20 protein-coding genes and 1 pseudogene are annotated in these 19,716 nt (G+C 40.8%); 15 read left to right on the top strand and 6 right to left on the bottom strand.

Features of this window, described 5'->3' with window-relative positions:
• The first annotated feature begins 142 nt into the window (after positions 1–142).
• The 5 genes from G6R29_RS05205 to G6R29_RS05185 all read left to right on the top strand — a co-directional run bounded on the left by G6R29_RS05205 (position 143) and on the right by G6R29_RS05185 (position 1,977).
• Positions 143–310 (top strand): hypothetical protein, encoded by a 168-nt coding sequence (locus tag G6R29_RS05205; RefSeq protein WP_213809302.1) that lies wholly within the window; start codon positions 143–145, stop codon positions 308–310.
• An 18-nt stretch (positions 311–328) separates the two neighbouring features.
• Complete coding sequence (locus G6R29_RS05200; RefSeq protein WP_213809301.1) at positions 329–487, top strand: hypothetical protein; 159 nt, start codon at positions 329–331, stop codon at positions 485–487.
• A gap of 265 nt (positions 488–752) precedes the next feature.
• The gene (locus G6R29_RS05195; protein ID WP_213809300.1) at positions 753–1,226 is read left to right on the top strand and encodes a hypothetical protein; all 474 of its coding nucleotides are present in this window, start codon (positions 753–755) and stop codon (positions 1,224–1,226) included.
• 168 nt (positions 1,227–1,394) lie between these two features.
• Positions 1,395–1,598, top strand: a complete 204-nt coding sequence (locus G6R29_RS05190) for a hypothetical protein (protein ID WP_213809299.1) — start codon at positions 1,395–1,397, stop codon at positions 1,596–1,598.
• The gene (locus G6R29_RS05185) at positions 1,591–1,977 is read left to right on the top strand and encodes a DUF2335 domain-containing protein (RefSeq protein WP_213809298.1); all 387 of its coding nucleotides are present in this window, start codon (positions 1,591–1,593) and stop codon (positions 1,975–1,977) included. The genes G6R29_RS05190 and G6R29_RS05185 overlap by 8 nt, the downstream gene beginning before the upstream one ends.
• Positions 1,978–2,183: 206 nt before the next feature.
• Here the strand turns inward: G6R29_RS05185 and G6R29_RS05180 are convergent, their stop codons facing one another.
• Both G6R29_RS05180 and G6R29_RS05175 read right to left on the bottom strand, forming a co-directional pair.
• Entirely contained in the window at positions 2,184–2,600 is a 417-nt protein-coding gene (locus G6R29_RS05180) for a hypothetical protein (RefSeq protein WP_213809297.1), read from the bottom strand.
• Between the two features lie 3 nt (positions 2,601–2,603).
• On the bottom strand, positions 2,604–3,200 hold the full coding sequence (locus G6R29_RS05175) for an ImmA/IrrE family metallo-endopeptidase (protein WP_213809296.1): 597 nt from the start codon (positions 3,198–3,200) through the stop codon (positions 2,604–2,606).
• A gap of 185 nt (positions 3,201–3,385) precedes the next feature.
• Here G6R29_RS05175 and G6R29_RS05170 point away from each other — a divergent pair, with 185 nt between their 5' ends.
• From G6R29_RS05170 to G6R29_RS05155, 4 genes are all read left to right on the top strand, one after another.
• Complete coding sequence (locus G6R29_RS05170; RefSeq protein WP_213809295.1) at positions 3,386–4,567, top strand: Fic family protein; 1,182 nt, start codon at positions 3,386–3,388, stop codon at positions 4,565–4,567.
• Positions 4,568–4,728: 161 nt separating this feature from the next.
• Positions 4,729–6,204: a collagen binding domain-containing protein gene (locus tag G6R29_RS05165; RefSeq protein WP_213809294.1), complete on the top strand. Its 1,476-nt coding sequence runs from the start codon at positions 4,729–4,731 to the stop codon at positions 6,202–6,204.
• 195 nt (positions 6,205–6,399) lie between these two features.
• Entirely contained in the window at positions 6,400–7,572 is a 1,173-nt protein-coding gene (locus G6R29_RS05160) for an AAA family ATPase (protein WP_213809293.1), read from the top strand.
• A 6-nt stretch (positions 7,573–7,578) separates the two neighbouring features.
• Positions 7,579–8,166 (top strand): RloB family protein, encoded by a 588-nt coding sequence (locus tag G6R29_RS05155; protein ID WP_213809292.1) that lies wholly within the window; start codon positions 7,579–7,581, stop codon positions 8,164–8,166.
• Between the two features lie 96 nt (positions 8,167–8,262).
• On the opposite strand, the gene G6R29_RS05150 is transcribed toward G6R29_RS05155, so the two are convergent.
• Both G6R29_RS05150 and G6R29_RS05145 read right to left on the bottom strand, forming a co-directional pair.
• Positions 8,263–8,781 (bottom strand): DUF6287 domain-containing protein, encoded by a 519-nt coding sequence (locus G6R29_RS05150; protein ID WP_213809291.1) that lies wholly within the window; start codon positions 8,779–8,781, stop codon positions 8,263–8,265.
• A gap of 116 nt (positions 8,782–8,897) precedes the next feature.
• Positions 8,898–9,881 carry a DUF6287 domain-containing protein gene (locus G6R29_RS05145; RefSeq protein WP_213809290.1) on the bottom strand — a complete coding sequence of 328 codons (984 nt, stop codon included), beginning with the start codon at positions 9,879–9,881 and terminating at the stop codon, positions 8,898–8,900.
• Positions 9,882–10,243: 362 nt separating this feature from the next.
• Here G6R29_RS05145 and G6R29_RS05140 point away from each other — a divergent pair, with 362 nt between their 5' ends.
• Entirely contained in the window at positions 10,244–11,929 is a 1,686-nt protein-coding gene (locus G6R29_RS05140; RefSeq protein ID WP_213809289.1) for an SAV1803-related protein, read from the top strand.
• Between the two features lie 108 nt (positions 11,930–12,037).
• Here G6R29_RS05140 and G6R29_RS06645 read toward each other — a convergent pair.
• Positions 12,038–12,558, bottom strand: a pseudogene (locus G6R29_RS06645) (SAV1803-related protein).
• A 188-nt stretch (positions 12,559–12,746) separates the two neighbouring features.
• Between G6R29_RS06645 and G6R29_RS05125 the strand changes: the two are divergent.
• The 5 genes from G6R29_RS05125 to G6R29_RS05105 all read left to right on the top strand — a co-directional run bounded on the left by G6R29_RS05125 (position 12,747) and on the right by G6R29_RS05105 (position 18,985).
• Positions 12,747–14,453 (top strand): DUF2075 domain-containing protein, encoded by a 1,707-nt coding sequence (locus tag G6R29_RS05125; protein ID WP_213809286.1) that lies wholly within the window; start codon positions 12,747–12,749, stop codon positions 14,451–14,453.
• 184 nt (positions 14,454–14,637) lie between these two features.
• Positions 14,638–15,882, top strand: coding sequence for a DNA cytosine methyltransferase (locus G6R29_RS05120; RefSeq protein WP_213809285.1), 1,245 nt, complete (start codon positions 14,638–14,640; stop codon positions 15,880–15,882).
• A 98-nt stretch (positions 15,883–15,980) separates the two neighbouring features.
• Complete coding sequence (locus tag G6R29_RS05115) at positions 15,981–17,582, top strand: hypothetical protein (RefSeq protein WP_213809284.1); 1,602 nt, start codon at positions 15,981–15,983, stop codon at positions 17,580–17,582.
• A 223-nt stretch (positions 17,583–17,805) separates the two neighbouring features.
• Complete coding sequence (locus tag G6R29_RS05110) at positions 17,806–17,958, top strand: hypothetical protein (RefSeq protein WP_213809283.1); 153 nt, start codon at positions 17,806–17,808, stop codon at positions 17,956–17,958.
• Positions 17,945–18,985, top strand: coding sequence for an LPO_1073/Vpar_1526 family protein (locus tag G6R29_RS05105; protein ID WP_213809282.1), 1,041 nt, complete (start codon positions 17,945–17,947; stop codon positions 18,983–18,985). The genes G6R29_RS05110 and G6R29_RS05105 overlap by 14 nt, the downstream gene beginning before the upstream one ends.
• Positions 18,986–19,052: 67 nt before the next feature.
• Here G6R29_RS05105 and G6R29_RS05100 read toward each other — a convergent pair whose 3' ends face one another.
• Positions 19,053–19,634, bottom strand: a complete 582-nt coding sequence (locus tag G6R29_RS05100) for an FUSC family protein (RefSeq protein ID WP_213809281.1) — start codon at positions 19,632–19,634, stop codon at positions 19,053–19,055.
• Between the last annotated feature and the right edge of the window lie 82 nt (positions 19,635–19,716).

Raw genomic sequence — 19,716 nt, 5'->3', positions numbered from 1 at the left:
CCAAAGTCCAAGAGCAAACAAAACCCGCCAATGTAGAATAGGGCCGGGCTGTGTCCTAAATGACCTTAAATAATCATTCTCCTCGCTTTTGTAGGTTACTGGTGTTGAACTAAATGTAGTAATTAAGAAAAGGGGATAAAAGATGCCAGAACATCCTGAAAATAAAATAGCGTTAGAAATCGTGGCCAAGTATAACGGAGACTACTGTGATTTCGATGAATTCGCTACAAAAGAAGAACAACTCATTGTTTACCGTTACATCACAAGAGAAGCAAATAGAATGCAACGGAGAGTCATGGGACTGGAATGAAGAAAGAGGTTTTGATCAATGATTAATCTTGAGGAGGCCAGAGCCATCGTCGCACGGTACAACAGTGACTACCGTGAGTTCATGGACAATGCGACCAAGGAAGAAAGACAAGAGGTCTTCCAATACATCACAAGAGAAGCAAACAGAATGCAACGACGCGTTATGGGGCTTGAATAAAATGAAAAAGGTCAGGGCATTTGCCCTGACCTTTTTCAATCCTTTGACCAGCGAGCTTAATCCCCTTAAGTTCCAAATCTGTGTCGGGCTGGGGTCTAAACCGTTACAGCGGTGATTTAGTAACCAAACCGCCACATAACGGATACAAACGATCCTATACCTGTTACCTAACTGTTGAACAGTAACCATCTCTTAACCGCCACACAGAGGCGTTCGAGCTACAATTAAAACAGTTATAGATAGAAGAAACAGGAGAATGTAAAATATGGAAACTCGTGTATCACGTTATTCAAACACTACCAAGAAGACCTCACGTCGTTCATTGGTAGCAATCGCTTCAGCTGCAGCAATGTTCACTGTTGGTGGTGGTGTTATGGCATCATACGCTAACTTGGACGATATGAATTCAGATGGATACGTTGCAAAGATTAAAGCATTGGGAGATGCAACCGATACTTTAGTTCAAAAGTTGTCTGGTGCTAACACCGCCTTAGATAACGAGAAGGATGCTCACGCGAAGGATATTGCGTCTGGACGAAACTACCAAGCAGAAGTTCAAAAGGCTGTTGATGCAGCAAACACAAAAGCTGGGTCTGATTCAGCGGCATATAAGAAGGCAGTTAGTGATATTGATGCTCAATCAAAGAAGCAAGCGCAAGCTACGCTGGCGAATGGTGATGGCTCAAATTACGATTCATCAACTAATCAATATCAGAAGAACGTCGTAACTAACAAATAATATATAATGAAATCCATTCTTATTAATAACTATAGATTTCGAGTTCCCCAGCCCTCCCTGCTGGGGTTTTTATTTGTCCTAAACGACATCAAAAGCATGCTTTTCTTCTCTTTCTCACCCCTCCGTGCTACTCTTTAAGCGAAATAACAATGTACTAGGAGGTACACCATGAAAAAATTATGCAAAGATGCTTTTCTAGATGGGTTGCGCGAAGGTTTTGCGGTCTTCTTAAATCCCATTTTAGCGTTGTTTGGTCATCAATATGTGAGTCCAAAGCCCGCATTCTTAGCGATGTCAGATGATGAAAAACTTCATCAGGATTGGATCAACATTAGTCTGGATATGAAGCGGGTGATTAACCGCTATGAATAATTTAAATAAGATTTCGAGGTCCAAAAAGAATGAAAAGGAACTGCTGAAGGAATTGGCCCTGACATTCGATTCATTACCGAATCCTGAGTTATTAGAAAAAATAGAGTTGCTCGCCCCTGGAACTGCTGAGCAAGTGATAAAGAATCGAATTGACGAATCAAAGCATCGCCGTGAAATGGAAATGTGGCAACAAAGCATGTACTGGAAGTGTAAAGGCTTTGGTTATCTTTGTTCAATGGCAGCAACTTTGATTTTTCCAACTTTGACTTTCTTACTTATCAAAGATAATCACCCAGTAGCTGGATCAACTTTTGGGAGTGCAACGTTGATCGCAGTTATTTCTTTATTTTTGAATGGAGCAGCAAATAAATCGGAATAACACCCTCCTGTCGATAACTTCCCATAACGACCTTTTTAGTCTCTTTTAGAACACTTATCCACCGATTTATCGACCGTTTTACCCTCGAAATGCATGAAATATTGCTGAAACAGTCGATAACTCTGTCAATAAGTGACTAAGTGCCTTAGAATTATCCACAAGCGAATTAGAAAAAAGCAGCCGATCTGGCTGCTTTTTCTTTTATTTTAGTGGAGTAGATTGTTGATGTTCTTCATGATTTTTTCAGTGTCTGAAAAGGCATAGCGGTACAAGACCATGAGTAAACCAAATAGATTTCCGAAGAGTCCAATAATGAGACACTTCTGAATTTCGAGGTGAATGCCTTCTCGAACAAAGAGAACAATAAAGAAAACAAGCGTCGTGACGATGACAAAGAACCCCATCATCGCTGAAATGAGGTGCTTTCGTAAGTAGGCCTTATCTTCAAGTTCCTGAAGGAGGAGCTTTCTTAAAAATAGGGCCGTTTGAATAGCGGTTTGCTTCATTAAATAATCACTAAAACCACTATCTTCCGGGTGTGTACTTACGTTGCATTGAAAATCTTTCTCAGTATTAAAACTGGCTTGATCAAGGCCAGCTTCTTCCTTTCTGTTAGCATCCATTTTTCACGCCTTTCCCGTCAATTCTTTAATTCGTTGCAATGCTAAATCCTGTTCAACAAAGTAATAAAAAGCAATCAGCTCAGTGGCGTATAAAAGATTTCGTTTCGGGTTGCAGCACCACTTAAGGAGAAACTTTACAGATTTACGCGGCATCAAAAAGCAAGTGGCAAAGTAGTCGGCTTCTTTCTCGCCCTTTAATTCCTCTGTTGAATAACCATCCTTTCGCTTGTAGCTCGTGGCCAACAATCGTTCATTCTGCAGGTTACTTTCCTTACGTGCAAGCTTTGGCTCTTCAATTTCAACTTTGGTAATGTCAACTTTCCAGTCTAAAACGAGATGCCCAATTTCATGTGCGAGTGAATAAATCGTCTGCTCCGGAGACTGCTTCGCATCAATGCAAATCTTCGGTTTTTTCTTTTTAACATCATAGGTTACATAAACGTCGATTGGCTGGTCAGATAAATCAGCCATCTTGAGACCCACGTCAAATAATTCAAGGTAGCTGGGCAACTTAAAGTTTTCCCTTCGGTCCAACGTCAACTTCTTCCTCGTTTCCACCGCTAACTTCTCAATCTGCTTCTTACGTCTTCTTGTAATCATAAAGTCCTCCTTCTATTCAATTGTCACCTCCATCTTCCTCTCTTTCTTCTCCAGGTCCTAGCCAAGTCAAACTCAATCGCCAAACCCGTCATTCCTGTGTCCTATTTGACACTCCCCCTTGTCTTATTCAAATCCCTCTTCAATACTTAAGGTTGATCGAACACCGATACAGGAGGGCAGCCACCATGACAGCCAATTATCTTTCAGATTCAAAAGCCGGTTCAAAACCCATTTCCGGTTTAAAACTCATGCCACCCATCGTTACAATCAAAGAAGCCCTAATGCTTTATCAGCTCCTAGCGAAAATCAAATCCAAGATTGGCCGATTAAACGCCGAATTATCCCATTCACTAGTGAATCAGAGCTTGATTCAATTGTTGACCTTCCATGAATCAGTGGAATCAACTCGCATCGAAGGTACGCATGTGACTTTTTCAGACTTCGTGAAAGAAACCGGAAAACCGAGAAAAAGGAAAGAGGTCGTTGAGGTCGAAAACTACAAGAGGGCACTGGATCTCGGTATCGAATTAATCCAGGCGGGCAACCCGATTTCAACCAGGTTGATTAAACAAATACACGCCGTTTTGATGCGAGCTGGAACTCGTGGAACGACTGCCGCAAACGGAGAATACCGTCGGATTCAAAACTTCATCGGCCCCGATGACAACATCGAGCATGACGTTTACGTTCCGGTCCCGGCACAAGCGATTGCCGACTACATGACGAACCTGGAGTTCTATCAAAACGGTCGTTCACACCAGTCTTTTTCAGATGCCGAGGTAGAAGAAGGGGAAGTATTACTGGATGAAAAGTGTGACCCCCTGATTAAAACAGCCGTTTTGCACGCACAGTTTGAGTCGATTCATCCCTTTTTGGACGGAAATGGGCGAGTAGGAAGAATCTTGATTGTGCTTTCAACGATGAGCGATGAATTGTTGAATCATCCCGTGTTTTTCGTCAGTGAAGCATTGGAGAAGGAACGCCTGCGCTACTATAAGTATCTGAATGGTGTGCGAGGCAATAAGCCGGATTGGTATTCCTGGATTCGCTTTTTCCTGGAGAAAAGCGAGGAGATGGCAGACTCATTATTAGTAAAGTTAGACAAGGCGAGCCGCCATTATCAAAGGGGGCTAAAAACCATACTAAAAAGTGCGGCAACGACAGAAAGAACGAAAGCGTTGTGGTCGCTTTCGATTCGACAACCGATTCTAACAGCAGAAATCGTCAGCGCTGAATTAAACATGACGAAGAAGACGGCAAACAAGCACCTGCAGTTACTAGTTGAGCTCGAACTGCTAGACGCTGGCTATAATCCGAATAACTGCCGGGTGTTTGTGAATTACGATTTAATTCGGGCCATCGACTAATCTAAAAATCCATAAGCAATGACAAATTCAATGCACTCCCCACATCCCAGTCCCAATACCTCAACAGCGGCAACTAAAGCTAGAAAAATTCTAAACAAATTTGTTTGAAAACCTATTCATTTAACAGTAAAAAGCGTATAACAGGGATAGGAGGTATTGTGATGTTCAAAAGTACGCCACAATCCAAAGGAGGAGAAGCAGTGGAAAAGCACGAGAGCCGTGTTAATAAATTTGACGGTGCTGCCGATCAGAAGCCAACTGGACCAGCAATGAAGACGGGTCAGTGGTTCGTGAAGACATTGGCGATTTTTGCCGTGTTACTCGCTTTCTCATCCCTATCATTTACAGTTAATCAAAACGAATTCGGTGGTTTTCACCATGGCAAGACGGCAGCTGCTGCCGTACTTGATCCAAAGGATTACATCACGGGTGTACACTTGTACGATACGACGCACCCGGAGGCCACGCACTTTGGCTACTACGACGCCTTGGAGGCAGATTGGGATTTCGCAGTGCCTGATGACGCAGAGTTAAAAGCGGGTGATACGCTGACGATTCACATTCCAGAGCAGTTGGAAGCCCTGACCGACGATGACTTTAATGTCTTGTCAACGAAGGGCAACGTCTTTGCAGGCGTGCACGTGAATAAGAACCAGAAGACAATCACGGTTACGTTTAACAAGTACGCCGAAGAGGCGGTTAAGGACCACACGGTTCACGGTGAGCTGAAGCTTGGTTTAACCTTTGGACCGAATGGCATTAAGTACCACCAGTCAAATCACATTAACTGGGGATTTGGAAGTAACGCGACGGACGTTGTGGTTGATCCGGGAAACACCCCACCAGCAAACAAGCTGATATTCAAGTGGTCGTGGTTTGATCCAGATGATAAGAACTTGATTCACTGGCAAATTCGTGTGGACGCGGCGGATAAAGTGATTGATAACGCCGTGGTGACGGATAACTTTGGGCCTAATCAAGAGATGGTGCCTGGGTCAGTGAATGGTGGTAAGACGGTCTATAACGCTGAAAATAACACCTTCTCGGCTGGAACGCCGGTGCCACAAAGTGATATTCACGAGGGGCCAGGAAACAACTTCTCAGTGAACTTGAATACGATTGATCAGTCCTACCTGTTCAACGTGGAAAGCCGGATTACGGATGGCCGCCAGCAGAAGTCTTATGCCAATACGGCGAAGGTGGATAGTCAAAATGTACCAGAGAGTGATATTACGGTGTACCAGGCGCTGACGCAGGGGTCAGGAACGGCGGATGATGGGAATAAGAAGCACCACGATCAGCCGGTGCCTCCGCAGCCAAACCCAGAGCCTAAGCCTGAGCCTAAGCCAACGCCAAATCCACAGCCTAAGCCACAACCAAAGCCTGAGCCAAAGCCAACGCCGGTGAACCCGGTGAAGCCGCGGCCAAACCCACGGCCAATGCCAAGGCATGGATTGCCGGAGGTAAAGCCGCATAACGATGGAAAGCCATCGCATACGGGGCAAAACATCCAGGTGGGCCAGGGCCCAATGCCGGAAACGGCGAAGAAGGCGGGCTGGAAGCTCGACGGAACGCTGGTATTTGCGACGGTAGCGTCAATGACACTCGCCATTTATTTCTCAAAGAAAAATCGTTAGGTAAAAACAAAAGCAGCCACCCGTAGGTGACTGCTTTTTTACTACCGCCATAAAAGGCCACCCATCACAGGGCGGCCTTTTTGTTAGTTAGGACACTATTTTGTCCTAATCGACATTCCTTCCCCCAATTAAGCGTTCTTATAACAAAATCTCGTTATAATATGGTCGAAAAATACCAATCAAAGGAGAGCAACCATGTTTGATTACATCAAGTTCCGAAATTTTAGATCCTATTACGATGAAAACCAATTGACGATGGTCGCGAGTAAAAAGATTCGCGGTCGGCCCAAGGATGCGACACTTCAATTTAAAAAAGAGCGTTTCATTAAGTCCGCTTTGTTATTTGGCGCCAATGCCAGTGGTAAGACAAACGTCATTTACGCCTTTGCCGAAATGGTGAAGTTGCTCAATCAGCCAACTGAATTAGCTGGGACCCCACTGCCCACTGCCGCTTTTGGGAACAACAAGGAAAATACCATGTTTGAGTTTGGCTTCATGAAGGATAAAGTAGCCTTTGAGTATCATATTGAATACAACGAACAGGAAGTAGTTGAAGAGTGGTTGAAGGCGGATGGGCAGCTTGTCTTTTCTCGAAAAGGGCAAAGCTATCCAGTCATGCCTGATCAGTTACAGGTGATTGAGCCAAACATTCGAAAGAACCAGCTGTTACTCTTTGTCGCTCAGGCCAACAATGTCGAACTCGCGAGTGTGGCAACTGCTTGGTTCCTGGAAGATATCGATTTCATCACCCCGGAGACGGGTATCAACAAGGCAGATTTCAAACTGCTTAAGAAACCGATGATTAAAAACAAGTTCGTTCAAATTCTGCAGGCGGCGGATTTTAATATTTTAGATGTGTTTGTCAAAGTCAAGGGCGAACATGACCATCATTTGGAGCAAGGACAAATTGACGTGACGCTGCAACATGAAGATAAGGATAAAAAGTGTTTTAACTTGGATTTTGAAGACGAGAGTCGAGGCACAAAGGCCTGGATGTTTGCCATCATGGCGATTTTGTCCGCAAATGAATCCAAGCAAAATAAACTGATTCTGATTGATGAATTCGATTCTTCCTTCCACTTCGAACTGGCCAAGGTGTTCCTTTCCATATTGGATGAAAGGAACCAGAACAATCAGTTGCTCCTGACGACACATGACTTGTCCCTACTGGATAACAACCTGAGCCAAGATAAAATTTGGTTCACTGAAAATGATGGTGACGGGTATTCAAAATTATTCTCACTCGACGATTTTGACGATCCAAGGCTCCGTCGAAAGGACGCTGGCATTCGCAAACGTTATCTGGAAGGACAACTCGGCGCAACACCAATCATCAATACAGCAGTCATAAAGGAAGCGTTTGGGTGATCATACATGGCTCGATTAGGTAAGAAAAAGAATAGGGTTACGGAAAAGATTCTGATTTTTGTGGAGGGAAGCGAGACGGAACCCAATTATTTGAAAGTCTTGAAGAAAAAGCTGCGTTGGCACAACGTTGATGTGCATAGTTTGCAGAGTTTAGGAAGGGGAAAAGACTGGGTACAGAAAGCGAAAAGACTTTTGAACAGCCAACGTTTAGCTCAAGTTCAACAAGAAGCGGTCTACGTACTATTCGACCATGACGGAATGAAGCGTGATCAGTACGAAATGCTGCTAGCAAGTGCGCAAAAGGAAAGCTTTAAGGTGGTTTTCTCAAATGTCTCTTTTGAAATTTGGCTACTCGCTCACTATCAGGAAATCTTTAAAACTCAGTATGATAACGATATGGTGAAACAGAAATTGTCCGAGTATATTAAAGGATCATACAGTAAAGCGGACGCTATTCTGATGGCTCAACTCGCACAGAAACATGAATTGGCACTAAAGAATACGCAGAAAGTTCGTACGTCATCCTATGAATACAACTGCACCAATGTTGGTGACATGATCGAAGAAATTACAGTACACAGAAAAAGAGCCTAAAAAAGCACCTCCGAATGGGAGGTGCTTTTTATCTCAATTCAATTTAAATCACAGCGTCAAACAGCTGCTCTCACGCCAGCAACATCAAGCAAACGCTTAATCCACCTTCGTGAATACGTTCTTGTCGTCTTGTTGTTGACCGGTGTAGATGCGGTCAATGCTTGGATTCGAAGTGCCGTCGAGCTTGGCAGTCTTAGGAATGAAGTAGGTCGACATGGCGGAAGAAAAATCGATGTTGTCGTGGTTCTTGGGACCGATGAAGGTCTTCAACATGCCGTGGTCGATGGTGGCGGCGGGGATGTTGTTTACGCCGGTTAGGTAGACTTCGGAGTCGGAGCGGGTTTCGCCGTTGAAGGTGGCGGCTTTTAGGCCGGACTTGGTGAAGACGTAGGTGTCACCGGCGGGATTCTTCCAGGTGCCGGAAACGGAGCTGAAATCACCGGACTTGATGGCGTTGAGGTCCATGCCTTTGCGTTGGGGGGTGGACTTTTTGGCGGGTTGCGTTTTCTTGACTTGGTCGTGGCTGCTTGCGGTGTGGATGTAGTGGTAGCCGGCGAAAACGGCGAGGCAGGCGACGACGGCGATGATGAGATAGCGGATGGTTTTGGAATGCATGATGTTCTCCTTTGTTGTGCTGATTTTACTGGAAAAACGAAAGGCAGCCTACGGCGCCTTTCTTCAAAACGCCATAAAAGGCCACCCATCACAGGGTGGCCTTTTTGTACAGAATGTTAGTCCTCTATGATGAGCTTTTCCATTTCTTTCAAGCGCTTTGTACCTTTGTACTGCTTGTACAAATCGTACAGGCTCTTCTTACCAGTGGTTTGATCTTGGACGGATTCGTCCTTACCTTTGCCCTGGCCGAGCACGGTTTCGTTCTTGTAAACGATGGTGTCACCGTCCAAGTAGATCACACCGCGCTGAGAGGTTTGGTTGTAAACGTCGTCGGGTAGGTTTTGGAGCTCCAAGACGTACTTCTCGCGTTCAGGGAAGAGGCGCATGCCGCGGAACTTGACGTCGTAGGTCTGGTCTTGGCCGTTCACCTTGCGGACGGGCTTGGCCTGCCCCTTCAAGAGCATGTCGGGTGTGGTTTCACCGTAGTCCGACTGGAAGTGCTCAGGTAGGCCGAGAAGGGCGAGTGCCTGCTTGGTCTTCAGAGGTAGGTTCTCCATCTCCTTGGTTTGCTTGGACTCAATCGTCTTGGTGAAAACGTTGTCGTCGCCAAGGGCTTGTCCACAGTATAGACGGTCAACGTTTGGATTGGACGTGCCCGGTAGGTTCACGCCCTTGGGGATGAAGTAGAAGGGCGCAACGGTCTCTGCCTTGTTGGCGGAGTGATTTTTGTTGCCGAGGCTTGCTTGAAGCATGCCTTCTTTAATGGAAGCAGCGCCAACGGTGCCTTCGCCCTTCAAAAGAATTTCGGCGTCGGTGATTTTACGACCGTCGAAGATGGCTTCCTTTAGGCCGTGATCGTCGAAGACGTAGGTGTCACCGCCCGGGTTCTTCCAGGTACCGGCAACGCAAGAGAAGTCACCGGATTTGATGGCTTCCAAATCCAGGCCGTTACTTTTCGGTTTGTTGGTCGCGGCCTTCACGGATTTCTGTGGCTTGGCACCACCGTTTCCGTGGAGCGAAAGGGCAGCATAGGAGCTCCCACCACCAACGACCACAAGAGCAGCAATAACGGCTGCAATCTTGCTGTTTTTGGTAAACATGTTATCCTCCTTCAATCTGTGGTAGCTGATTAAAATCGGTCATTCATGTTGAACGTGTTCAGCACAATTGGCTGGTTTATCTGTCATGGTCAAGTATAGCACTCTTTAGAATCTATAAAAACAAAAGCAGCCAGACCTCCCGGCCCGCCTGCTTTTTCCAAACGTGATGCCAACTGAATCCCACTCACCAACTACCATCCACCATGCGCATCCAACACCCACACCCCGGACCCGCGAGAATGTGTGGCAAACCAAACTTATCCATCTCCCGGGCAATATATATAGCGTACTATTGCGATTTTTAAGTTTGTAATTGATATACTGGAACATATATTTGAAAAAAGGAATAATAAATAGGAACCATGCGCTTAGAATATTTATTGGTATCGGGTAAAAGTACATTTTTAAAAAAAGATGTTTTTGATTTACTGAAATCAAGAAAAAGTCCATTTATATATGAAGATGACAAACTAAAGTTAAAAAATGATTCACAATCATGTGAATATTCTGTGAGTGTTCTGTGGAATGGAAAATGTAGAGTAATTCGTATTAATGCACCAGAGATTAATGATGAGAATGCTCGACAACAAAAACAGTTTGATATAACAATTCAAGACTTATTGAAAAGAAAATTTACTGTAGTACGGCTAGAAGATCCTATAAGTTATTTCTATGAAAAGAAATGCAGAGAAATCTTATACAAATACGAAACAAATCTTAGAAAATTAGTTTTTCTTTTATTAGGCATTGAAGAAAATAATCAATTAAAGAATGCTATTGGAAAGAAGCAACAGGGAAAAATTAATAAGTACATTGAAAACCTTTCACTAGGGAACCTGCAGAAATTATTATTTTACAAAAGATGGTACTATGTTCCTGAAAATGATGAGTACTCACAACTTCCGCATTCAACAGTTTCAGATATGAGTGATTGGATTTTAAAGTTGGATGAACTGCCAAAACTATACAGCACTTGGGAACTGAATGCTGTAGAAGATCGTTATCAGCTAATGGATAGTATTGATATTCATAGAATTGATGATATTCGTACAAAGATAGCTCATCATAAAGCTATGGATATTAATGATTATACTTTTAGTCGGGATGTCATAACTAAAGCTAATTTAAAACTGATTAAAATACACAGTCAAATTATAACTAATCAATTTAAGTATGACAGTACGGCTTTTGCTCGGATTGTTGATGACCAAATGAAAGGCTTGCGATCTTTACTTAAAGATTTTAGCAATACAATAAATGGCACTTCACAGATTACTAGTTCGTTAGCTAAGTTGACAGTGTCTCAACGTGAGTTATTTAAGAAGTCAGCGCAGTTTTCAAAAATGGCTACAAGTTTTAAAGTAAAATTTGAGGGGGAGAATATATTTAGTAATTATCAAAAGCATCTTGAGAACCTTAATCAACTTCCCAAAATAAGCAACATACAATCCGAGTTACATGATAGTTATACTATTGTTCTGGATAACATAATTAGTAATAACGGTGCCCCTGAAGAGCGGTCAAGAAATTATATGGAACTATTAGAGATGAATTATGATGCAGCCGTATTAAAACTGCGCGAACTTCATGGAAGGGTTCCGGATCATTTATATAGCAAAAAAACCTATGAAAAATTTATCGAGGGAAGCATTAGTAGTTTGCACAAAAATAAAAAAATAAGTCGGTTAAACGAAGGGCTAATGATTTATCATGTTTTAGAAAATCAATTTGTAAATATTGGTAAGAAGGCGGAGATATTGAAACAAAAGCTTCCATTCTCTGTGCATGAAAGTAATAATTTAATTTATGTAGATGAGTGGGAAAAGGCAATCTTAAAAGTGCTTATTCAGAAAGAAAAAATAGATACTGAACCAAACTTACAATTTATGAAAACAATAACTTCTAAGATTAAACGTTGGTACGTGCAGGGGAAAAATCCAATGGATAAAAATGGTTGGAATTATAAATGTTACGAGTATGCATATGTTGATAGTAATCTGGCCCAAAATTTGATAAAAGCAATGACAGATTGTATTGCAGATTCGTGAGCGAGCTATTAACTTGATTCTATAGTATATAAAATAGATAATATAAAAACGGCAATTAGCTTAAGCTAATTGCCGTTTTTTCAATAAATTTAATTTTATGATTAAAACTCAAAATCGACTATCTTTCAACGCCTCATCCTTCTTATTCACAATCTTCGTCAACAATGTCGTTGCATCTTCCTTGTTCAAGTACGATGTTTTATAGCAGTTCTTGATCCATTGTGGTGCATCAGTGGCAGGAGCTTTCTCATCGATGTACCATTCTTTAATGGTTGGCTTGAGGTAAGCGTTGAAACCTGGCAATCCGTGTTGTCCCTTCGTTTCAATCGCAATCAACGCATGCAAAATCGTGTGTTCCCACTTATCGACGTAGCAAAGGGTCTTGGCTTCTTGAAGGAGTAAGGAATGACTTGCTCTTGAATGGCAACTGGGTTACCCATGTCTTCGTACTTGTCTTCAGCAATGTGGTGAATTTCCAAACCTTCATCAGTGCGTGAGTTTGCAGAGTTCACTTCAGGTGTTTCAACATCGCCTGCTTCCCACTTGTTGTACCTATCTTTAATAAAGAAATCTTCAGCCACTTCACCGTGATCAACAAGCAGTGCCTTCACAGCATCAGCATAGGTCATATCTAATAATTCATAGTAATAGCTAAGTCGTTCTTCTTTGGTTTTTACAGTCATATTGTTCCCTCCATGTTTATTCATCTAACCATTAATAAGAAATGCTATCGTATCGTCCTTTAATTCAAAAGTTTGTGCAGATCAGATCATTTTATAATACAATTTTAGATAATTAGTATTCCTTTGGGGGCGCCATGACATTAAAGAATCCAATCGTTCTAGAAACCAATTATCGAAAAGATGGAATCGAAAATTTAGAACTGCCAAACGGGGAATCAGACGTTATTTTAAAATACCCCACTGTATATATTGTTAATGATGAAAAGAAACATGGCTTTGACGTTTACGTTGGAGAGACGAATAATATTCGTAATCGTACTGCTCAACATCTTCAAGAGAGAAGAGAGGATTGGGAACGGTTAGGATCTTCTAAAACTGCTAAGTTAACTATTATTGGGCATCATCATTTCAATAAGTCACTAACGCTGGATATTGAAAACAGAATGCGACTTTATCTTTCTGCGGTGGATAGTGTCTTTCGCTTAAATAATAGACGAGGGAATCCCCAAGGTGTGTATTATACAAGCGAAGAGGCAGATGAAATTTTTGAAGCTGTTTGGGACGAACTGCATACAGAAAACGCTAAATTATTTCCTAGTCGAGAAGATGTTGAAAAATCCGCCTTATTTAAGTCTTCTCCTTTCCATCAATTGACGGATGAACAATTAGCAAATAAAGAGATTTTGCTGGATAAGATGTTTGATGTGATGAGAAGGGAAATTCCTCATCAGCTAATCATGGTCGAAGGTGCTGCAGGAACTGGTAAAACGGTTTTGTTAAGCTCGTTCTTTTTCGACTTGTTAGCATTAGCTGATTCGAATTCAGGCATGAACTCCAAAAAAATTGCATTACTCGTTAATCACAACGAACAATTAAAAGTCTATAAAAGCATCGCTAAGAAGTTGAACATAAAAGATGCTGTCATTGAAAAACCTAATTCCTTCTTTAAAAAATACATTGAAAAAGGCGAGGTTTTTGATGCTGTTATTGTTGACGAGGGACACCTATTAGCTACCCGAAATGGGCAGGCCTTTCCAAAAAGTTACGGAAAAACTCATTTGGAAGCAATTCAAAAGATGGCCAAGGTTACAGTTCTTGTATATGACATGAAACAAGCGCTGACTTCAGAACAATATTTTCCAATTAAGAAGTTCCAGGACATGCGTGCACATGTAGAGCAAGATGGAAATTTGTTGATATTGAAAAACCAGATGCGGATTGCTGCAGAACCGCAAACCCTTGATTGGTTGAATGATTTTGTCTATGGACACCAAGTGAATCCTATTCCATCTGACGAAACCTACGATTTGCGAATTTTTGATGATCCGCAAAGTATGTATGAGGAGATTCAGAGGAAGGCGAAGAAATCTAATAGCCGATTGTCGCGTATGCTCGCTTCGTATGATTGGGAGTGGAATCTAAATGAAAATCGTGACATGGTTCAAGCAGGTGATTTTAAACAACCATGGAATTATCATTACACAAAACAAAGTAGTGCTGTTTCTTGGGCTGAAAATCCCGAATCGATAAAGGAAGTGGGTTCCACTTTTACCATTCAAGGTTTTGACTTGCATTACGCAGGTGTTATTTTGGGGAAAAGTGTAAAGTATCGAGATGGTAAAGTGATTTTTGATCCGGATGCTTCTTTTTCAAAAAAGGGGAAGCAGAAGCCAAATAAGGCAGATGCTCCAGAAGAAGAAAAAGAACAAGCCCCTATAAAGAATTTAAATAATGAGCTTAATGTGTTGTTGAGTCGTGGTGTTAATGGGCTTTATATTTATGCAGTTGATGAAGCACTTCAACAAAAATTAATGGAAGCTTACAGCAAAAGAAACTATTAATATCTAAAAGCGCTCATATGAGTGCTTTTTTATTTTGATTCCTACTAGAGATCCTGCTAACTTAATTGTGATAATTTTTCTAACAATGAGAAAAATAAAAATAGATATATTGTGGCAGCTATTTCATACTACTTATAGTAAAATAGTATTTAATTCGTATAAAAACAGAAAAGGAGGATTTGGCATGAAAAATGACATCATTAGTTTTTTCGCCGGTGTCGGTGGAATTGACTTAGGGTTTGAAGATGCAGGTGAGTATCAAACAAAGTATGCAAACGAGTTTGATAAGAACGCTCAGCACACGTTTGAATTGAATTTTGAAAAACGTGGAACTTATTTAGATCGTCGAGATATTAAAGAAGTGACACCGGAAGATATTCGTGAGCAAACGACTGATGCGAACGTTTTGCTCGCTGGTTTCCCTTGCCAGCCGTTTAGTGTTGCAGGATTCCGAAAGGGGTTTCAGGATAAAAGAGGAGATCTCTTCTTTGAGACGCAACGCATTATTACATCGATTCAACCAAAGGTTGTGTTCTTAGAGAACGTAAAAAACTTGGTTACGCACGACCATGGAAATACTTTTAAAGTTATCCGCGAGTTTTTAGTTCACTCAGGATATTACATAAAGTGGAAGGTTTTGAATGCTAAGGAATATGGAAACATTCCTCAAAACCGTGAACGTATCTATGTGGTAGGATTTAAGGATGTTGAAGCCTTCAATAACTTTGAATTCCCAGACAAGATTGACCTAACAACAAAGTTAACTGATATCATCGACTTTGATGCAACACTTGATGAAACAACAAAGTTTGGTGACAAGCTTGATGAACGTTTCTTCTACCGGGAAAACAAGCAAACTTTTTATCCTAAGCTAGTTGAGGAAATGACTAGTTCTGATACTGTTTATCAGTGGCGTCGACAGTATGTTCGAGAAAATAAGTCTGGCGTTGTGCCAACTTTGACCGCTAACATGGGAATGGGAGGACATAACGTTCCGCTTATTCTTACAAACAATGGAGAAATCCGTAAGTTGACTCCACGAGAAGCATTTAATGCGCAAGGATATCCTCAGGATTATGAATTACCGACGGATTCTTCGTTGAGCGCTCTGTATAAGCAAGCTGGGAATTCAGTTGTTGTTCCTGTTATTTCAAGAATTGCTCAGAAAATTACTGGAGCGTTAGAACACGGTAACTCTGATTTATCGTTGCCAGAAGTAGATAATAAATTCTCTATCATTTATACAAAGATGCTTGGCCGTATGGCCGGGGAATCATATCCAGTAAAGTGGTATGAAAGCAAGGAACTTGCAGATTCTGAAATTAAAAATCGCAGTGTTGCAGACGACTTACCACTCTTTGAAGATCAAGATGTCTTTAACGCCATTAAGCGTGGTGGAAACTACGAATTTTATTCTGTTGCAGGTTAAAAAAGTCACTCGAAAGAGTGGCTTTTTTATATGAATAGGCCAATAATGTATAATAACGTTGAAACACAATAAACGTGAAAACATTATCGAGGCAAATTATGTGGAAAGAACTTGATTCAACACAGAAAGCAACTTACAAAAAATTAATGACAAACTTTGCTTCATTGAGCGAGGCATTTGCCCAAAAAGAAAATGATAGTTCAGATACTATTATTGCTCCAATTATTGTTTCAAAATTTCAAGAAACTGCCTTCAAACGTGCGTTTAACGCAACCATCGAGGATATTGGCAATTCTTCTTTTGATGCATCAATTAATAATGGTCCAGACAAAAAATATTTAGTTGGTATCAAATCATTTGGAGTAACAAGCGGTTATCAAAAGATCGCGCAATTTAAACAGTCGAGCCAGTTGGAAAATTGGGGAGAATATATTAATAACATTAAACAGCGCGGGAAGGACGGTAAAAGTAAGGAAGACAAAGACGACTATAAAACCCTCGCTATCAGAATTGCTGAGCTACGAAATAAAAGAATTGAGTCATCTAAAAGCCAGTTGCGGGGTTTTAAATACAAGAGCGATGTGGAAGCAGTGTACCATGTGCTGATGCCGTCCAAGGCTATTAAGAACCCAGGTGAAAACGATAAACCTTATATAGCAGTTGGAGAGACTTCTTACCTTCCGATTGACGAGAACAAGATAAAAATCGAGGGGCCTACAGATAAAAATCATTTACAGAATTTTAGGTTTAATGATGGCCAACATTTTTATCAATATAACAGTGCGGATAGTCAACTGTTAATGTCATTTAAGAGCGATGAAAAGGCAAAGAATAATGAATCAATTAGTGTAGCAGAATGGCCTCTTTCATATGTTTCTGATGCTTTCGATTTTTTCGCAAACCTACATGATTCTGAAAATGATGTAAAAACTTTTCTCCAAGAGTCGCAGAATTCGACGCTTGAAACGCATCCAAAAAATAACATCATTGAAAATAGTTTTACTTTTAAAATTAAAACTGAAAAGCGCTCAGGATTTAATGAATGGTTCTCAAAATCTAAAAGTACGCCTAAAGAAGGCGAGACTGCTTACCTGAAATTGATTTCTAAAGTTAGAGAGGTTTTTGGTGAGAACTCTGAATTCGAAAAGAATCTGAAGTATGTGCTGTTTACTTATTTTGGTAAGGAAGTAGAAAAAGAGAAGCGAGAATCAATTCGTGATGATCTGACGAACCAATCAAAGATTGATGAAAATCTCTATGAAATGATTCGTAAAGCTTTATGGAGAGGAGTGAGTCCTTACGAGGTTTATATTCCTGTTCCAAACTCGAAGAAATTTAATCATGAAAATCCTGATTTCTTTAAAAAGGGTGCGGGTGAGCTTTTAGATACGAAACTTGTTGCCAAACCTGAAGACAGGAGTTTTCCCATTAAATTTATTCCTTCTGGTGAAGAGTTGGATATGATTTTAACGCAAAGTGATGGTAAAGCTATACAAAGTGTAGATTCTCAATACCTTTTTGGAGAATGGGTTTTGAAAAATGTTTTTCAGTTAGATGACTGGGAGCTGTTAACAGAAGAGAAACTTGATGAACTTGGAATTAATGCCATGACGTTCACTAAATATAACAATGGGGATCCGATGACGTTGGAGTTCACTTATGTTGACCCTGATAATCCACCATTTGATTATTGGGAATGATTTCATCAATTCTTGTTTGAATAGAAGTTAAGCAAATATAAAAAAGCACCCCTGTGATGGGGTGCTTTTCTTGTGGTGTAGACTTTAATTATTTTTTTCTTAAGAGTTTGAAGTTTTACATATTATGTCTTTGTTTAGAAAATTAAATTATTTGGTTTATACTATAAAGGGATTAAATTTTTATTTTAATATAATAATCGAGAGTATTTGGGAGTTCTTTTTAATGAATATTATTAGTGAAATTTTTAATTTTATAGTGAACCAATTTTCTAAGAAAGGTAAGACAGCTAAAATAAATAAAAAAACGATTAAACAAAAACAAAAAAGCAATGGAGCTTTTAACATTCAAATTGGAGAAGTGAATGAACGGAAATAAACAAAATCAGCGCGGAGGAGATTACTCGACTAATGTACAGGTTGAAAAGCAAGTCATTAATACAGGGCTATCACTGCAAGATGTTAAAAGTCTTCTTGAAGACAAGATTCCTTACGTAGTTGGTGAAGCAGAAAAAGCTGCAGAAAAGAGGGCGGAAAAATTATTTCAAATAATGGCACCTCGGTTTGAAAATGTAGATTTCTTGAAACAGTTTGAGCTTCCGGAAAATCAAGCTACATTAAAACTTGTAGGACAGCAGGTTGTGGGTACAGACAAGGAAAGTGATTATAAACTTTTGTCCGAGTTGTTAGAACATAGAGTTAAGAACAACGGCGATAAGTTAAAGACGACGAATATTGAATATGCTATAAAAACTATAAAAGATTTATCTGATGAAGGACTCATAGTTCTTACTCTGGTTAGTTGTATTTTTGGCCTTTCAGCCAACTCAGCGGATATTGATTCAGCTTTATCAATAATGGATAACCTTTTTACAAAGGTGTGCGATCAAGAATTGCCGGAAACTAATTCTTGGCTAGATCATCTTGATTTATTAAAGACTATTCGGGTAAATTCTGTGACGTCTGCATCTAAATTTGAGGAGATATTTCATAATCAATATTCTGAAATTTTACGTTATGGAATTTTAATCGGGTCAGAAACACATACGGAAGCATTAAAAATCTTAGATAGAAATGAACTGAGCCATTACTTCTTAGTAGTTAATAAAAATCATCCAGGGTATTTGCATTTACGATTATCGAATTCAAAAATAAAAGAGGACAATGCGTTAACAGAAACTGAAAAAAAGGCATTACTCCGTATTTCTGATTTGTACTCTTCTGAAACAGATTCGGTCGAGTTCTTAAATAAGAAAATGGAAGATTATCCTAAATTAGAAGAAATAAGAAATTGGTGGGATAAAAATTTGTCCCCGGGATTTCATTTAACGCAACTAGGGATGTTAATAGGAGATATTAACGTTCATCTAGTTGAACCTGGGTTGCCTAAACTGGCCGACTATTAAATCCATACAAAAAGCACCCCTGTGATGGGTGCTTTTTTGGTTCGGGTTTGACTTTTATATCAATTGATTATTCGTGCTGGTGCTTATCTTTATCTTTGTCCTTACCCTCGATGTGGTGGACCACGTCGACGGTTTTCTTTTCGACCTTTATCATGCCCTCTTCTATCTTTTCGAGTTCCTTTGGCATGAAGAAGCAGTTAATGATTAAGGCCACAACGACTCCGATGAACACGTCCAGCACTCGCAAGATCACGTAGGTGATGGTTGCGTCGAGCGGAATCGTGAGGGCAATCATCAAGAAGGCCGCCATTCCACCAACGATTCCTACGTTATAGTTGATCTTGTCGTGGATGACGATTCCAAGAATCACCAGGAGGGGAATCACGAAGATTTCCAACCAGGTCGCGTTGTGGGTGTATTCGCGAATCAAGTAGTAGACGACCGCAAGGGCACCTCCGACCGCGTTTGATACGAGTCGAATCTTACCGAATGTCATCGTGTTGTCCCAGGTGTCGCGCAATGCGAACACCGCGGCCAACGCCGGCACGAAGGCCGGACGGTCAACAAATTGGTAGGCAATCATGATCACCATGACGGCAAAACCCGTCTTGGCTGTTCGTAATCCGATATGTATATGGAAGAAATTCATGAATGCTCCTAGATAATAAATTTTTTTTGCAGTAACATTGACTTAACGCCAACGATATAATAGTATACAACGATTTTAGGAG

The sequence above is a fragment of the Fructobacillus broussonetiae genome, from assembly GCF_018437275.1.
Classification (GTDB): domain Bacteria; phylum Bacillota; class Bacilli; order Lactobacillales; family Lactobacillaceae; genus Fructobacillus; species Fructobacillus broussonetiae.
The sequence above is the reverse complement of the archived record's forward strand: the minus strand, read 5'-3'. Positions and strand labels throughout refer to the sequence as shown.

Bases quoted from the DNA above. Each gene is read 5' to 3' on its own strand.
- G6R29_RS05125 (WP_213809286.1), top strand. From the start codon at position 12,747: ATGACATTAAAGAATCCAATCGTTCTAGAAACCAATTATCGAAAAGAT.
- G6R29_RS05195 (WP_213809300.1), top strand. From the start codon at position 753: ATGGAAACTCGTGTATCACGTTATTCAAACACTACCAAGAAGACCTCA.
- G6R29_RS05120 (WP_213809285.1), top strand. From the start codon at position 14,638: ATGAAAAATGACATCATTAGTTTTTTCGCCGGTGTCGGTGGAATTGAC.
- G6R29_RS05160 (WP_213809293.1), top strand. From the start codon at position 6,400: ATGTTTGATTACATCAAGTTCCGAAATTTTAGATCCTATTACGATGAA.
- G6R29_RS05115 (WP_213809284.1), top strand. From the start codon at position 15,981: ATGTGGAAAGAACTTGATTCAACACAGAAAGCAACTTACAAAAAATTA.
- G6R29_RS05105 (WP_213809282.1), top strand. From the start codon at position 17,945: ATGAACGGAAATAAACAAAATCAGCGCGGAGGAGATTACTCGACTAAT.
- G6R29_RS05110 (WP_213809283.1), top strand. From the start codon at position 17,806: ATGAATATTATTAGTGAAATTTTTAATTTTATAGTGAACCAATTTTCT.
- G6R29_RS05205 (WP_213809302.1), top strand. From the start codon at position 143: ATGCCAGAACATCCTGAAAATAAAATAGCGTTAGAAATCGTGGCCAAG.
- G6R29_RS05180 (WP_213809297.1), bottom strand. From the start codon at position 2,600: ATGGATGCTAACAGAAAGGAAGAAGCTGGCCTTGATCAAGCCAGTTTT.
- G6R29_RS05190 (WP_213809299.1), top strand. From the start codon at position 1,395: ATGAAAAAATTATGCAAAGATGCTTTTCTAGATGGGTTGCGCGAAGGT.
- G6R29_RS05155 (WP_213809292.1), top strand. From the start codon at position 7,579: ATGGCTCGATTAGGTAAGAAAAAGAATAGGGTTACGGAAAAGATTCTG.
- G6R29_RS05145 (WP_213809290.1), bottom strand. From the start codon at position 9,881: ATGTTTACCAAAAACAGCAAGATTGCAGCCGTTATTGCTGCTCTTGTG.
- G6R29_RS05175 (WP_213809296.1), bottom strand. From the start codon at position 3,200: ATGATTACAAGAAGACGTAAGAAGCAGATTGAGAAGTTAGCGGTGGAA.
- G6R29_RS05165 (WP_213809294.1), top strand. From the start codon at position 4,729: ATGTTCAAAAGTACGCCACAATCCAAAGGAGGAGAAGCAGTGGAAAAG.
- G6R29_RS05200 (WP_213809301.1), top strand. From the start codon at position 329: ATGATTAATCTTGAGGAGGCCAGAGCCATCGTCGCACGGTACAACAGT.
- G6R29_RS05185 (WP_213809298.1), top strand. From the start codon at position 1,591: ATGAATAATTTAAATAAGATTTCGAGGTCCAAAAAGAATGAAAAGGAA.
- G6R29_RS05170 (WP_213809295.1), top strand. From the start codon at position 3,386: ATGACAGCCAATTATCTTTCAGATTCAAAAGCCGGTTCAAAACCCATT.
- G6R29_RS05150 (WP_213809291.1), bottom strand. From the start codon at position 8,781: ATGCATTCCAAAACCATCCGCTATCTCATCATCGCCGTCGTCGCCTGC.
- G6R29_RS05140 (WP_213809289.1), top strand. From the start codon at position 10,244: ATGCGCTTAGAATATTTATTGGTATCGGGTAAAAGTACATTTTTAAAA.
- G6R29_RS05100 (WP_213809281.1), bottom strand. From the start codon at position 19,634: ATGAATTTCTTCCATATACATATCGGATTACGAACAGCCAAGACGGGT.